The 13,244-nt window shown below is 45.5% G+C and carries 11 protein-coding genes, 1 tRNA gene, 1 other RNA gene and 1 pseudogene; 4 read left to right on the top strand and 10 right to left on the bottom strand.

The window, feature by feature from the left end:
* The first annotated feature begins 34 nt into the window (after window positions 1-34).
* Together NQ489_RS03500 and ffs are read left to right on the top strand one after the other, a co-directional pair.
* A complete protein-coding gene (locus tag NQ489_RS03500; protein ID WP_021650949.1) occupies window positions 35-796 on the top strand; it encodes a hypothetical protein in 762 nt (253 codons plus the stop codon).
* 53 nt (window positions 797-849) lie between these two features.
* An RNA gene (ffs, locus tag NQ489_RS03495) (signal recognition particle sRNA large type) lies at window positions 850-1,111 on the top strand.
* Window positions 1,112-1,205: 94 nt separating this feature from the next.
* Here the strand turns inward: ffs and NQ489_RS03490 are convergent.
* From NQ489_RS03490 to NQ489_RS03480, 3 genes and pseudogenes are all read right to left on the bottom strand, one after another.
* Window positions 1,206-1,643: a GatB/YqeY domain-containing protein gene (locus NQ489_RS03490; protein WP_044961152.1), complete on the bottom strand. Its 438-nt coding sequence runs from the start codon at window positions 1,641-1,643 to the stop codon at window positions 1,206-1,208.
* A gap of 122 nt (window positions 1,644-1,765) precedes the next feature.
* Window positions 1,766-2,305, bottom strand: coding sequence for a tRNA adenosine(34) deaminase TadA (gene tadA / locus NQ489_RS03485; RefSeq protein WP_021650951.1), 540 nt, complete (start codon window positions 2,303-2,305; stop codon window positions 1,766-1,768).
* Between the two features lie 323 nt (window positions 2,306-2,628).
* A pseudogene (locus NQ489_RS03480) lies at window positions 2,629-2,816 on the bottom strand (family 1 glycosylhydrolase); the annotation flags it as partial.
* A 163-nt stretch (window positions 2,817-2,979) separates the two neighbouring features.
* Here NQ489_RS03480 and NQ489_RS03475 point away from each other — a divergent pair.
* Window positions 2,980-3,675: an anaerobic ribonucleoside-triphosphate reductase activating protein gene (locus tag NQ489_RS03475; RefSeq protein WP_021650953.1), complete on the top strand. Its 696-nt coding sequence runs from the start codon at window positions 2,980-2,982 to the stop codon at window positions 3,673-3,675.
* A 55-nt stretch (window positions 3,676-3,730) separates the two neighbouring features.
* On the opposite strand, the gene NQ489_RS03470 is transcribed toward NQ489_RS03475, so the two are convergent.
* From NQ489_RS03470 to NQ489_RS03450, 5 genes are all read right to left on the bottom strand, one after another.
* The gene (locus NQ489_RS03470; protein WP_227945584.1) at window positions 3,731-4,810 is read right to left on the bottom strand and encodes a DUF6128 domain-containing protein; all 1,080 of its coding nucleotides are present in this window, start codon (window positions 4,808-4,810) and stop codon (window positions 3,731-3,733) included.
* 135 nt (window positions 4,811-4,945) lie between these two features.
* Window positions 4,946-5,019 (bottom strand) — tRNA-Pro (locus NQ489_RS03465).
* Window positions 5,020-5,228: 209 nt separating this feature from the next.
* A complete protein-coding gene (locus NQ489_RS03460) occupies window positions 5,229-8,735 on the bottom strand; it encodes an Ig-like domain-containing protein (RefSeq protein ID WP_021652862.1) in 3,507 nt (1,168 codons plus the stop codon).
* Between the two features lie 404 nt (window positions 8,736-9,139).
* Window positions 9,140-9,580: a DUF1284 domain-containing protein gene (locus NQ489_RS03455; protein ID WP_021652861.1), complete on the bottom strand. Its 441-nt coding sequence runs from the start codon at window positions 9,578-9,580 to the stop codon at window positions 9,140-9,142.
* Window positions 9,570-10,121, bottom strand: a complete 552-nt coding sequence (locus NQ489_RS03450; protein ID WP_044962322.1) for a biotin transporter BioY — start codon at window positions 10,119-10,121, stop codon at window positions 9,570-9,572. Before NQ489_RS03450 ends, NQ489_RS03455 begins: the two co-directional genes overlap by 11 nt.
* Window positions 10,122-10,399: 278 nt before the next feature.
* Between NQ489_RS03450 and pduB the strand changes: the two genes are divergently transcribed.
* Complete coding sequence (gene pduB / locus NQ489_RS03445) at window positions 10,400-11,122, top strand: microcompartment protein PduB (RefSeq protein ID WP_015525654.1); 723 nt, start codon at window positions 10,400-10,402, stop codon at window positions 11,120-11,122.
* 155 nt (window positions 11,123-11,277) lie between these two features.
* Here the strand turns inward: pduB and NQ489_RS03440 are convergent, their stop codons facing one another.
* Together NQ489_RS03440 and spoVG are read right to left on the bottom strand one after the other, a co-directional pair.
* Window positions 11,278-12,666 carry a PcsB-like coiled-coil domain-containing protein gene (locus tag NQ489_RS03440; protein WP_021652858.1) on the bottom strand — a complete coding sequence of 463 codons (1,389 nt, stop codon included), beginning with the start codon at window positions 12,664-12,666 and terminating at the stop codon, window positions 11,278-11,280.
* 268 nt (window positions 12,667-12,934) lie between these two features.
* Window positions 12,935-13,231: a septation regulator SpoVG gene (spoVG, locus tag NQ489_RS03435; protein WP_015525652.1), complete on the bottom strand. Its 297-nt coding sequence runs from the start codon at window positions 13,229-13,231 to the stop codon at window positions 12,935-12,937.
* Between the last annotated feature and the right edge of the window lie 13 nt (window positions 13,232-13,244).

Raw genomic sequence — 13,244 nt, 5'->3', positions numbered from 1 at the left:
TTACAGAAAATTTTCATCTAGAAAGGAGCGTCCTATGAAAAAAATCCTCAAAAAACTATCCTGCGCTTTATTAGCCGCAGCCATGGTATGCGCCATGACTCCTCTCGCCGCCAGTGCAGCGATCAATTATTCCAAAACCCGGATCGTTTATATGCCCACATCCGGAAAGGACTTGGGATACGATGAGATCTCGATCAGCAATATTCCTGCTAAACAGAACATTCTCAAATCCAATGTTAAAGTGGTCAGCGGCGGTTCTGTGATCGCACTGGACTCCTTCGGTTCCAGCAGCTTCAAAAGTACCACGGAGGCTTTCCGCAAGGGTGCAAAACCGTACACTCACTCCGATCATTTCTACAATATCGGTTTTGCCGTTAAAAAGCCCGGAACCGGAAAGATTTCCTTCAAGGTCGGAAACAAAACCTATTCTTCCACCATCAAGGTGCTTCGTTATGTCAACCCGTTGAAATCCGTCTCCATCACAGGTGTAAAAGGCAATCTTGCCGGAAAATTCAAAAGCTCCGGTCATAACGCCTTTCGTTACGCCAACAAGGCACAGAAGAATGCTGTCATGAAATGCACCGCTGCAAATGGCTGGAAGATCACAGGCGTTTCTTTCAACAACAACCGGACCCATACACAGTATAGTACCAATTACAACGCTCCTAACAGCGGGGCTTCTTCTTCCACGCTCCGTATCGGAAACCTTTCCGCGAAGCAGTCCGCCTATATCAGCTTCACCCTTCGCAACACCAAAAACGGGGCGGTACAGTACTGTACACTTAATATGAACTGATTTATTTCGGTCTGTACCTTGACAAATCCGGCTTCAGCGTCTATAATTAAATTCCGCGCAGCCGGGGAGATAGCGGTGCCCTGTACCTGCAATCCGCTACAGCAGGGGTGATGCCAATCTGAGGCTTGTATCTTGCAGAGCAGCCCTTTATAAGTGGCGTTGACGTCTGGGTCTTACGCAACAGGAATCTGTGAACCGTGTCAGGGCAGGAATGCAGCAGCACTAAGCAGAAGCTCTTGTGTGCCGTGAGGGTGCCTGGGCTGAGTTAACTGTAAAGGTAACGTCTGTGAGACCATTCCGAGGTGCGGCGCGCGTAAAAAAGGTTATAATATATGATCTCTATATAAACAGCATTCCCGCCGGGTCCGTCATTTATGACTGATCCGGCGGGATTTTTTGTACTATTATTTTATTTACAATATCCGGCAACTACCTGATTGATCAGCTTGCCGTCTGCCTTTCCCTTCAGATCTCCCATAACTGCCTTCATGATCTGGCCTTTATTTCCTGTTTCCAGAACATCTGCAAATTTCTCCTCGATATAAGCCTTGATCTCTGCTTCATCCATCTGCTTCGGAGCATATTTCGCAATGATATCATATCTTGCCTGATACTCCTCTTTCAGATCTGTACGTTCTGCAGGGCAGGTGTCGATCTGCTCTTTTGCTGTTTTCAGCTCTTTCAGGATAACTTTGTCTACAAGCTCTCCTTTGATGTCATCACGGCATCCCTCATCAATGGCAGCTTTTTTTACTGCTGCGATCAGTGCGGAAACTGCTTCCTTTGTTACCTTATCTTTGGCCTTCATTGCTGCTACCATGTCTTTTCTTAAAGCTTCAAGTTCCATTTTTTGTTCCTCCATTTTCTGTCGTTCCTGTATCAACGACTTTCGTTTGACCTGAATGGATTTTCTGTCTGTAATAGTGAAATCCATTTATGATTTTATTTTGATATTTTCACAGGATTCTGTCAAGAGTAAATCTCCCGGGACTTTTCGTTCTGTTCCGCTCTCTCTGACTGTGTCTGCCCGGCAAGGCGCTCTGCTTCCTGCTTCTTCAGGATTTTTGCCTGCTTCTTTTTCTCCCGCAGTTCCCTGAAAAATGTGGAAAGCATTTCGGAGCATTCCTCTTCCAATACCCCTTCTGTGATCTTTACCTGATGATTAAAGCCTTCGATCTGAAGAAGATTCATCACAGATCCGGCACAGCCTGCTTTCGGGTTCATACAGCCGATCACCACCTCATCGATCCTGGACTGTACCAGTGCACCGGAACACATCTGACAAGGCTCCAGCGTTACATACATGGTGCATCCCTCCAGACGCCAGTCTCCCAGCTTTTTACTTGCCCTTCGGATAGCATTAAGCTCTGCATGGGATAAGGTATTTTTATCTGTATTGCGACGATTGTAGCCTCTGGCTATGATCTTTCCCTCATGCACGATCACGCAGCCGATCGGCACTTCCTCCAATGCACGGGCCTTTTTTGCCTGGCGGATTGCCTCTTTCATAAAACGTTCCTGATCTGTCACGTTTTTACTCCTCCTGTAACTTCACATTCCGGAAAAAGCTCCGGGATTCTATCTGTTCAAACTAAGACTGTTCTCAGCCTTCTGTCCGTTCGATTATAGCTTTTCCGGTATTTCATGTCAATCTGCTGCAAAACAGATATTTGCAACACAAAAAACGCCACAGAAATTTCCACACTAATTTCTGCAGCGTTTTCTTATTGTATAACAGAAAAACGCAGACAACGGAAGCTCTCGCGAACTCCATTGTCTGCGTCAATGAATGCATTATATCTGCTTTTTTTCCGGAAAGTCAAGCAGCCAGATTATTTGTGAAGTGACTCACCATTGGTAGCGATCACATCTTTATACCAATAGAAGGATTTTTTCTTATAACGGTTCAGTGTACCTGTTCCATCGTTGTTGCGGTCCACGTAGATGTAGCCGTAGCGTTTTTCAGCTCTGCTGTAGATGCACTGACAAGGTCAATGCAGCCCCAAGAGGTGTAGCCCATAAATTATATGTTTTTTTCTTCCATGAGCAAGTCCCCATCTCTGCTTACTGCTTTTCGCAGCTCCGCAGGAAACTTACTTGATTCGGTTAAAAAGGCTTGCAGCTTTTTTCGGGGGAGAGTATGCTTGTAGTATCATAAATAAGAGAAACAAGGGGATTTTCCTATGAAAATATGTGGATTTAACAAAACAACCCTGCTGGATTATCCGGGAAGGGTAGCCTGTACCATATTCTTAGGCGGCTGCAACTTCCGCTGCCCATTCTGCCAGAATGGAGCTCTTGTCGTAGAGCCTGACACCCAGCCTGAATATTCCCAGGAGGAAATCCTGGCTTTTCTAAAAAAAAGAAAGGGGATTCTCGATGGCGTCTGTATTTCCGGCGGTGAACCCACACTTGCACCGGAGCTGCCGGAATTTCTCAGCAGGATCAGGGAACTGGGCTATGATGTGAAGCTCGATACCAACGGTTCCCGCCCCTCCGTGGTAAAAAATCTCGCAGCAGCTGACCTGATCAACAAGGTTGCCATGGATATCAAGGCCTGTCCTTCCAACTATCATGTGCTTACCGGTGTACATGCTGATCTGGATGGGATCCGGGAAACTGCCGGATGGCTGCTGGACGGACACCTTGATTATGAATTTCGTACAACAGTTGTGAGGGAACTTCATTCCGAAAAAGATTTTCAGGAGATCAGCCGGTGGTTAAGCGGTGCAAAAGCTTATTATCTCCAGGCTTACCGGGATTCCGATGGAGTTCTGATACCGGGATTCTCTGCCTGCTCCGAGGAAGAAATGAAAAACTACCGGGATATCCTGTCTCAGACGATCCCGGTAGTAGAAATTCGTGGTATGGAGCTGTGATCTGCGGATTTGCAAAACTGTTTGCTTATCTGCATGGATGCCGAAATTTTTCTGATCAGATGTTAATAAAACAGTACCAGTATCCTCCCTTTCCGCCTGGGATATGAATATCCGGACATTCCTTAAAGTAGGGAAAGCCAAACATATTGGCCATAAACCGTTCCTGCTGGCTGTATCCACCGGGTACTCCCAGTATGTACTGTCCCCGGGGATTTCTGCACAGCAGAAGATGGCCGAAATTCTGATATCCGTACATGACAAAACGGTTGCTGCAGAAGCAGCCGTTTTTTCTGCATAAGGCACTGCAGTCCGATGGTCTGATCTTGCTGCAGTCTGTGAAATAGCCGTCGTTAAAGGGATCATCACAGGGTATTCCCGGAAGTGGACGAGATGGCTCCGGTCTCGATGGTTTCGGCGGATGCGGTGACGGCTGGCCTGGCCGTGGTGGTTCCGGCGGATGCGGTGACGGCTGGCCTGGTCGTGGTGGTTCCGGCGGATGCGGTGATGGCTGGCCTGGTCGCGGTGGTTCCGGCGGATGCGGACCGGGAGCCTGATATAAATTTCCGGTTTCCGATGTCTTTAATACATCCTCCTGAATCTCCTCCACCGTCATGATCCTGTCTGACTCCTTCTGATTTTCCTGCACTTCTGGCAAGGTTCCATCTTTTTGATTTTCTTCTTCCTTTTCTTCCCGCTCTCTGCCTTTTTTCTCCGCCGCCTTCTGATATTCCGTTCCTTTTTTCTTCCACTCGCGGAAATTCTCCGGCCGGATCGGCTGATCATCCCATTCCGTTCCCCAGAATCCGCCGGCATCGGAGATCAGAAGCAGTCCTCCAAGCTCCTGAAGACTTTTTCCCATGCCTCCAATATCCCCTGTATCCGTCTCCAGTGCGCACTCGATCCGTTCCCGCCCGGTAACACAGCTTCCGATCAAAATACCATCCATCAACCCTTCCTGCCGCACAAACCCATACACTCTGCACCGACTTCCAGGCTCCAGTCCAACGCAGCGCAGATGAACCTCCACACGGCATTTCCTATCTCTGGCCTCCACCCTCACATAACCGCTGCTGCCATCTTTTTTTCCTTTCCGATACTCGTACACATACGCAACAAAACGCTGATATCTAGCCAACGCACGTCCCTCCGGTATTTCGGTTTCGTTAATATATATGAAAATCGAGAGAAATCATTCCATCAACTGAAAAAAGCTCCAGGATGTACAAACATAAAAAAGAACCCCTCAACCAAGGGATTCTCAAAGCTTTAGTCGAAGCGACAGGATTTGAACCTGCGACCTCTGCGTCCCGAACGCAGCGCTCTACCAAACTGAGCCACGCTTCGTTATTCTGTTTCAGTTGTTTGTGTTTTGCTCAACTGCAAGAGCTATTATATTAGAGTTTCTGTACTTTGTCAATAGAAAAAATTAAAATTTTTCAAAAAAATCGAATTTTTTCTTTTTTCCTGCTTCGGGCATGCATTTTCGCAGACCCGAAGCAGTTTTGGGAAAGGTTCTTTATAACATATCAAATATATTCAGGTGAAATATATGCTTATTTCACTGTAACTGTTACTTTTTTTGTGATTCCGTTGCTGCTTACATAGATAACAGCTTTTCCTTTTTTCACACCTTTAACAACACCTTTGCTGCTTACAGTAGCAACTTTTGTATTGCTGCTTCTGTAGGTGATCTTTGCCTTTGAAGTAGCAGTTGCCTTGATGGCTGTTGTTTTCTTTGCTTTTACACTTACAGCTGTTTTGGATGTGATCTTCAGGCTGCCTTTTTTTACTGTGATCCTGCAGGTTGCTTTGTAGCTTCCGCATTTTACTGTAATTGTAGCTGTTCCTGCTTTTTTTGCTGTTACTTTTCCGCCTGCGCTTACCACTGCAACGGATTTATTACTGCTTGTATAAGTAACTTTTCCGCTAACGCCTGTTTTTTCCACTTTGATCTGGCTTGTTCCACCCACAAATACAGTTTTCGCTGAAGCCGAAGCTTTTACAGCCGGCTTCTTGACTGTGATCTTGCAGGTTGCTTTATAATTTCCGCATTTCGCTGTGATCACAGCTGTACCTGCCGCCTTTGCAGTTACCTTTCCATTTGCGGCTACAGCTGCAACAGATGGTTTACTGCTTGTATAGGTTACTTTTCCGGTAACACCTGCGGTCGTTGCTTTCAACGTCACCGTAGCTGGAGATCCTTTTACATAAAGCGTTTTCGCTGATGCATTCATTTTTACAGATGGAGTTTTTACCGTAAGTTTGTACTGTGCAGTCTTTCCTGCTGCAGATGTTGCCGTGATCACGGCTGTTCCCGCTGCCTTTGCAGTTACTTTTCCGTTTGCGTCCACAGATGCAACTTTTTCATTGTTGGAAGAATATGTTACATCTTTGCAGTTCTCACCTGTAGCTTCAAGCTGTCTGGAACTTCCAATGTAAAGAATTCCCGACTTTTCTTTAAAGGCAATTGTTCCATACACCAGCTGAACAGAAACATCTGCATGATCATCACTGGAAACTCTTACTGTATAGGTTTCATTTTCCGGTCTCGCTACAGTGGAATCCAGAGCAACCACTCCATCTGTAGTTACTGCATCCTGTACAAGATATGTTGTCTTTGAATCATGTCCGACACCTGTTGTATAGAAAACAGATACCTTCGGATTTTTGTATTTATCAAGATTTGCAAGCTTAACATGGGTGCTGTCCGTAAATTCCGGAGAAACAGCCATCTCTTCTGTTGCCTGCGGTTTAACATAAATACCATCTGCAAATTCATATACATACGCGCCGTCTGCCATAATGTACGTGATCTTGTTTACGGTTTTTCCCTCAAGACCTGTATCTTTTGCAAAGGCAACCTTATACACCTTCAGCCACATCTCGTTCATATGACGCATGCCATATTTTCCGCCGTCTGTTGTTTCCAGGATCATTCCCTGAATCCCGGAGTTAACTGCAAAATCGGAATCACTCTTTGTATTGCGGAGATATTTTGTGCTGGTTTCTTTTACATCAATCTCATAATCTCCCCAGCGAGAAGATGTTTTGAGTGTTGCCTCCGCATCTGTCACAGTTGCTTTTACATTAAATTTTGTAGCACTATATGTTCCATCTGTATTTAGTGTTTTATACTGCCCAGGCTCTACCGTCGGAGTACGTCCCAGTGTGATCCCTGCTGTTTCTGTATATACTCCGCTTTCCGGAAGCTCTCCCGCTTCTGAAAGGATCTGCGCCTCTACATACGTTTTTGCATCTGTAGCTACATTAACCTTTTTTACTCCTGCGATCTCATAGCCATTTTCTGTCAGATTCTGAACATCTGCATTTCCGAAAGCAGTGCTTTTTCTGGTTGTGGCAGATGTAACGGAATCATATTTGCGGCTCGTTGCATCTCCCGCATAAAATTCCTCGTATGACAGAGATGCCGTACCGTAAAGTGTTCCTGTCAGTGCCTGATGTCCATTTGCCACCTTATAATAAATATCTGTTCCCGGGATCTGTGTATATCCATCCAACGCTCCCTTTACCCAATAATAGGAAACATTGGAAACCGTGATCGGCTGGCCTGTCAGTGTGATATTTTTTGTCATATCCACATAATTGTCGCTTGAGATCATAACCGTGTAGATCTCATCCCCGGCCCTGGCTACACTGCTGTCAAAGGTTACCACCCCATTCTCTGCCGCTGCATGATCTACAACATATGTTGTTTTTTTACCATGACCACTTCCTGTTGTATAGTATACGGAAACCTTAGGGTTTTCATATTTGTCAAGGTTATCAACTTTAACCTGGGTTGTATTTTCTTTTACAAAAGCTACCTGTACCTTCATTCCTGCTTCAGGCTGTTTTTTTACAAGAGGAGCTTTGTCTCCGAACTCATATACATAGGAGCCGTCCGGAGTAATATAAGTCACCTTTGAAATTTTTTCCCCGATAAGCCCGGATCCTGCTGAAAACGCAAGTTCGTAGGGCTGTACCCAGATTTCATAGGTATGACGAAGTCCTACCTTCTTACCACTGGCAGTTTCAAGGATCACTCCCAGTGTATTTCCGCCTACAGCAAAATCACCCTGTCTGGAATTGCGGAGATATTTTGTGCCGGCTTCTTTTACCACCAGCATGTAATCACCCCAGATCGACGGTGCCTGGATCTGGGCGGATGCATCTGTGACCGTTGCTTTTACATCGAATTTTGTTGCACTGTATGTTCCGTCTGTATTCAGAGTTTTATACTGTCCTGTTTCCTGTGACGGTGCTTCATTCAGCGTAATATCTGCTGCCTCTGTATAGACACCCTCTCTCGGAAGCTTGGAAGCAGCTTTCAGCGCCTGTGCATCTACATAGGTTTCCGCGTCCACTGCAACACTTACATTCTTCACACCCTGGATCTGATATCCGGAAGAGGTCACCTCTGTGCTGTCCTCATTAGCAAAAATCTGATTTTTACTCGTTGTTGCCGAAGTGATAGCGTCATAGCTCTCCTGAGTGGTATCCCCGGCATAAAATTCCGAATAACTTAAAGTTGTCGTTCCGTACAGTTTTCCGTTCAGAGCGGTCTGTCCATCTGCCACTTTTACATAAACGCCTGTTGTTCCTATCTGTGTATATCCCTCTACCGGCTGCATGGACCAGAGATATTTCACTCCTGCAACAGTGATCTCAGAAGCATCCTGAAGAACCTCGCCTGCTTCTGCCATAAATGCTTCTCCATCACCGAATGCCTCTTCTGTATCCTCCTGGATCTGCGGTTCCTCTTCCTGTTGAATCTCTTCTGCTGAAATTTCTGCTACTTCTTCCTGAATAGCTTCTGCATCACTTTCTTCCGGCTCTTCCGACTGAATATCAGCTTCACCAACTTCCGGCTGGCCCTGGGAAACAGACTCCTGATCCTCGTTCTCTCCTTCTTCCTGTGCTGTCTCTCCTTGTGTTTCTTCTGACACGTCACTAAAAACTTCCGCCTCAGACGCCATTGCCGTTACCGGCGCTCCTGACGCGATCACCGCTGAACTCAGAACGAGTGCAGCTGACTTCTTAAAAAGCTTCCACTTATGCATACCTGTCCTCCTCTTTGTCTTTTATATTACACGACTTTATACCAGATCATGACCTTACAGCTGCTCTGGTTAATTGAAATTTCTTCTGCAGAATATTCAACATATGTCAGTTTCTGCAGAAGTGCTCTGTCAAGCACGCTTTAGTTTGTCCAAACTAACATATCGTCATTTTATCAATGCTTAAATTATTTGTCTATACATATCTGGCAAAAAAGCCTCACGGTTATTGTTGTTTTTTTCTCAACTAAAAATTGTTTTCAAAATATTTATATTATTATCTAATATTTCAAACAAAAAAAGTATATATTCCAAGACATCATTTCAGGAAATGCAACAGCCATTGCCATTTCCTCCGGCATTCTCAGATCATATACTTTTTTATATTTCTATATTTTTGCTTTCTTTTATGCCCAGCGGCTCTTCTGTTCTTCGCAGATACTGTTCCACTGGCAGTTTCCACAGATTTCCTTACGTTTATCCATCGCAAGGATTTTTTCCTGGACTTTTTTTGTAAATTCGCTGAAGTGCAATGTCTGTCCGGCCTTCAGTCCACATTTTTCCAGCACGGCATTGTCATACTCTGCCACTTTATCTCCGGTTTCACAATGTCCGCCCAGATTATTCGGACAGGCAGAGCAGATCTCATCCGTATCCACATGAAGCCTTATTTTCTTTCCCTCCAGAAAAATCTTCAGCATCTCGGCCATATGTGCAGTAAAACCGTTACTGTAGCCTTCCCCCTTAAAATACGCCAGGCACATACCATGATGAGGGCGCAGAGGAATGACTATTTCCTCTGTGCCCTCATCAGAAGCATATGCCGCAGCACTGCTTTTATCTTGCATATTTACGTACCTTTCCTGATAAAACATAAGCCAGTGCGATCTTGATAAGATCCGGAATGATAAACGGGAACACACACCAGCCAAGAACTGCCATAAGGCCTACCGGACCTGTGCTTCTTGTGTAGGCAAACATAAACCATGCGGTTCCAAAGGCATAGCATACGATCAGTCCAACGATCATGGAAATGATCTGAACAACCGGCTTTCTGCCAAAAACGTGCTCAATTGCCCACATAACAAGTGCGGAAAAGATAAATCCAATGATATATCCACCTGCATTTCCGAGAAGAGCTCCAATGCCTCCGGAAAATCCTGCAAAAACCGGAACTCCTACTGTTCCAAGAAGAACGTAAACCAGAACTGCCAGAGTTCCTCTTTTTCCTCCAAGCACACCAACTGCCATAAATACTCCGAATGTCTGCAGAGTAAACGGTACCTGTGCCGGAATGGAAATCCATGAGCAAACTGCCATCACTACTGCAAAAACTGCAATGTAAACAAGATCATACGTCTTGCTTCTGCCTGCTGCCACTGTTGTCATAATAATCTGTATCCTCTCTTTCCTTTTCTGCTTTTCCTGTCGGAAGATCATTCCTGTCCTTTATAAATGATATCCGCTCTTTCGCTGTTAACAATTTAACACAGCAGGATTTTAATGTCAACTTAATTTTATTTTTTAAGTTTACATTTTACAATGCCGTTTACAACTATGTAAACCTGCCATTTACAAATGATATTGTCAATTTTCACTTTCAAATTCCCCTCTCTGATGCTATACTGAAACCAATGAGTTTTCAGCAAAAAGGGGGATTTTTCCACATGGATATACACGATATTCATAACATCAGCACCAACTGCACACGGACTGAATTTGTAGGGACCGCAGTCCTTGACACAATCGGACTCGTGATCTCCGGAGTTGATGATTCTCTGCTTAAAAAGATGAACGTAGGTACCCAATACCACTGTCTGGGGCTTTTCAGTTCCCGAACAGGCGCTGCCGGTCAGATCACAGCTATTGACGATGCAGTAAAAGCCACAAATACAGAAGTCCTTTCCATTGAACTTCCAAGAGACACCAAGGGCTGGGGCGGTCATGGAAACTATATCGTCCTTGGCGGAAATGATGTATCCGACGTGCGTCACGCCATTTCTCTGGCTCTGGAACTGACTAACAAATATGCAGGTGAGGTCTACATCAGCGAATCCGGCCACTTGGAGTTTGCTTTTTCCGCAAGTGCAGGTCCTGCTATCCATAAAGCCTTCGGCACACCTCTGGGTGAAGCATTTGGTTTCATGGCAGGTTCTCCGGCTGCTATCGGTCTTGTGATGGCAGATAATGCCGTGAAATCCGCAGCAGTATCCATTACACAATATATGACTCCGAATATCGGTACCAGTCATTCCAATGAAGTGATCATCGCCATCTCCGGTGATGCCAGTGCTGTAAAAGCTGCTGTACTGGAAGGCCGTCAGACAGGCCTTGAGCTTCTCATCGGTATGGGAACCTATCCGGAGATCCCGGGTACGCCGTATCTGTAAAATCTCCGGATTGCAGGAAATTTGTGAATTTCCACACACTACACTTCACGAAACACATATCTGCGTCATGCATACAAAAGCAGCGCTGCAGGGATCAGCATACGATCCTGCAGCGCTGTGTTTCTCTTAAATATTCTCCTATGGATTTTTCCGGATCAGCCCACCTGATATACATCTGCAGACTGAAGTCCGAAGCTTAATGCCTCAGAATGACTTCCACAATAGATATCCACATGTCCGTAAGGAGTTCCCAGATCCTCTACCGTATAAACAGTACCGTTGATCAGAAGCTTGGTCCCAAACGGAACACCTGCCATAGCAACGGTACGTCCTGCTGTCGGAACTGTTCCGCTGGCGGTAAGATTGCCGGCTGTACCGCAGCACTGTGCACAGTTGCAGTATGCGGTCAGTGTAAAGTTTCCAAGATATGTTCCCTGACTGGAAGAACCGGAATCGGACGTATCCGCAGAGGCATCTTCCGTCTCCTCGGAAGCTGTCTCATCATTGGAAACCTCCTCAGAAACCTCCTCCTGGGAGCTGTCCTCGGAAACATCTTCGGAACTTCCGGACTGTACATCATCCGCTTCCTCTTCCTCCTCTACAACAATGTCTGTACTTGTAGAACTGCTGGAAGACTCGGTTGTATCCTCCTCCGGATCATAGCCGTAATCATCGTCAGAATCAGCCTCTTCACTGTCCTCGTTATCCTGATCGGCTTCTTCCTGGGCTGCCGCTTCTGCTGCCTGTCTCTCAGCCTCTGCTGCCGCTTCAGCCTTAGCTTTCTCTTCTGCAGCCTTCTCCGCCTCTGCCTGCTGTACCAGAGCGGTAATACTGCTGTCTGCATTACTGATATCTGCCATCAGCTGCTGAGCCTCTTCCTGGCTGGCGCTGATCTGGTTTACATAAGAGTTAATATCATCGCTTGTGCTGGAAGCCATGGACTGCACTTCCTGCTGTTTGGCTGCACGCTCCGTCATCAGATCATCGATCTCTGCGGACTCCGTCTCAACCTTTTTCTCATTCTCCTGGATATTCTTCTGAAGACTCACATATTTATCCAGCATGTCTCTGTCGTATGTAGAAATCTGGATCGCATTCTCCGCGCGATTGAGGAATTCTGCAAGGCTTTCGGAAGAAAGCAGTGTCTCCAGTGCGGAAGTTCCGGCATTTTCATACATATATGCGATTCGAAGCTTCATGGACTCATACTGATCTGCAGAAGCTTTCTTTGCTTTTTTCAATTCTTTTTTTACTTTATTTAATTCATCTTCCTTCTCAGCAGCCTGGATACTAAGCTCAGAAATGCTGTTGGTAAGATCCTCATACTGTGCGTTTAAATCAGCCAGATAGCTCTCCAGCTCCTGCTTCTTGCTCTCCAGTGTGCCGATGCTGCTCTGTACCTGCGCAAGACCCTCCTCAGCGGCCTGTTTCTCCGCCTGTGCCTCTGCAATCGCGGCGTCTGTACCTGATGCATATACGGTGCTTCCCATGGAAAGGGTCAGCATACCTGTAAGCAGTAATGTGAAAACTTTTCTATTCTTCATATAAACACCTTTCGTCCTTTCATGGGTTCTAGTATAACACATTTTTCATAGAAAGCAATAATTTTATTTTATTTTTGTAACAAATACGTAATAATTTAATTTTTTATGAACTGAAAAGCGTTTTTTTTGTTTTCCGGAGCACAAAAAAACTGCCCTCTCACAGATTTATCTGTAAAACGGCAGTTTTTATTCTATGCTGTTTCAATCCAAAGATCATCAGCTACGAGAATACTTCCCTGATGTAATCCCCCCCCTGAAACTGCTTCTCTTACTCCGCAGCCTCCATAAGAACCTCATTCTCAGCTTCCTCAGCCATTACTTCCTGATACTTGTCCAGGATGATCGTCTGGATCTGCTCTCTTGTTGCTGAATTGATCGGATGTGCGATGTCACGATATTCACCGTCGCTTGCCTTACGGCTTGGCATTGCGATGAACAGCCCCTTCTCGCCTTCGATCACCTTGATGTCATGTACCACAAACTCATCATCTATTGTGACAGACACAACGGCCTTCATTTTCCCTTCTTTTGCTACCTTCCTCACACGTACATCTGTAATATTCATTGCTACTTGCCCC

The organism is Blautia sp. KLE_1732_HM_1032 (assembly GCF_025147905.1).
GTDB lineage: Bacteria > Bacillota > Clostridia > Lachnospirales > Lachnospiraceae > Blautia_A > Blautia_A fusiformis.
The sequence above is the reverse complement of the archived record's forward strand: the minus strand, read 5'-3'. Positions and strand labels throughout refer to the sequence as shown.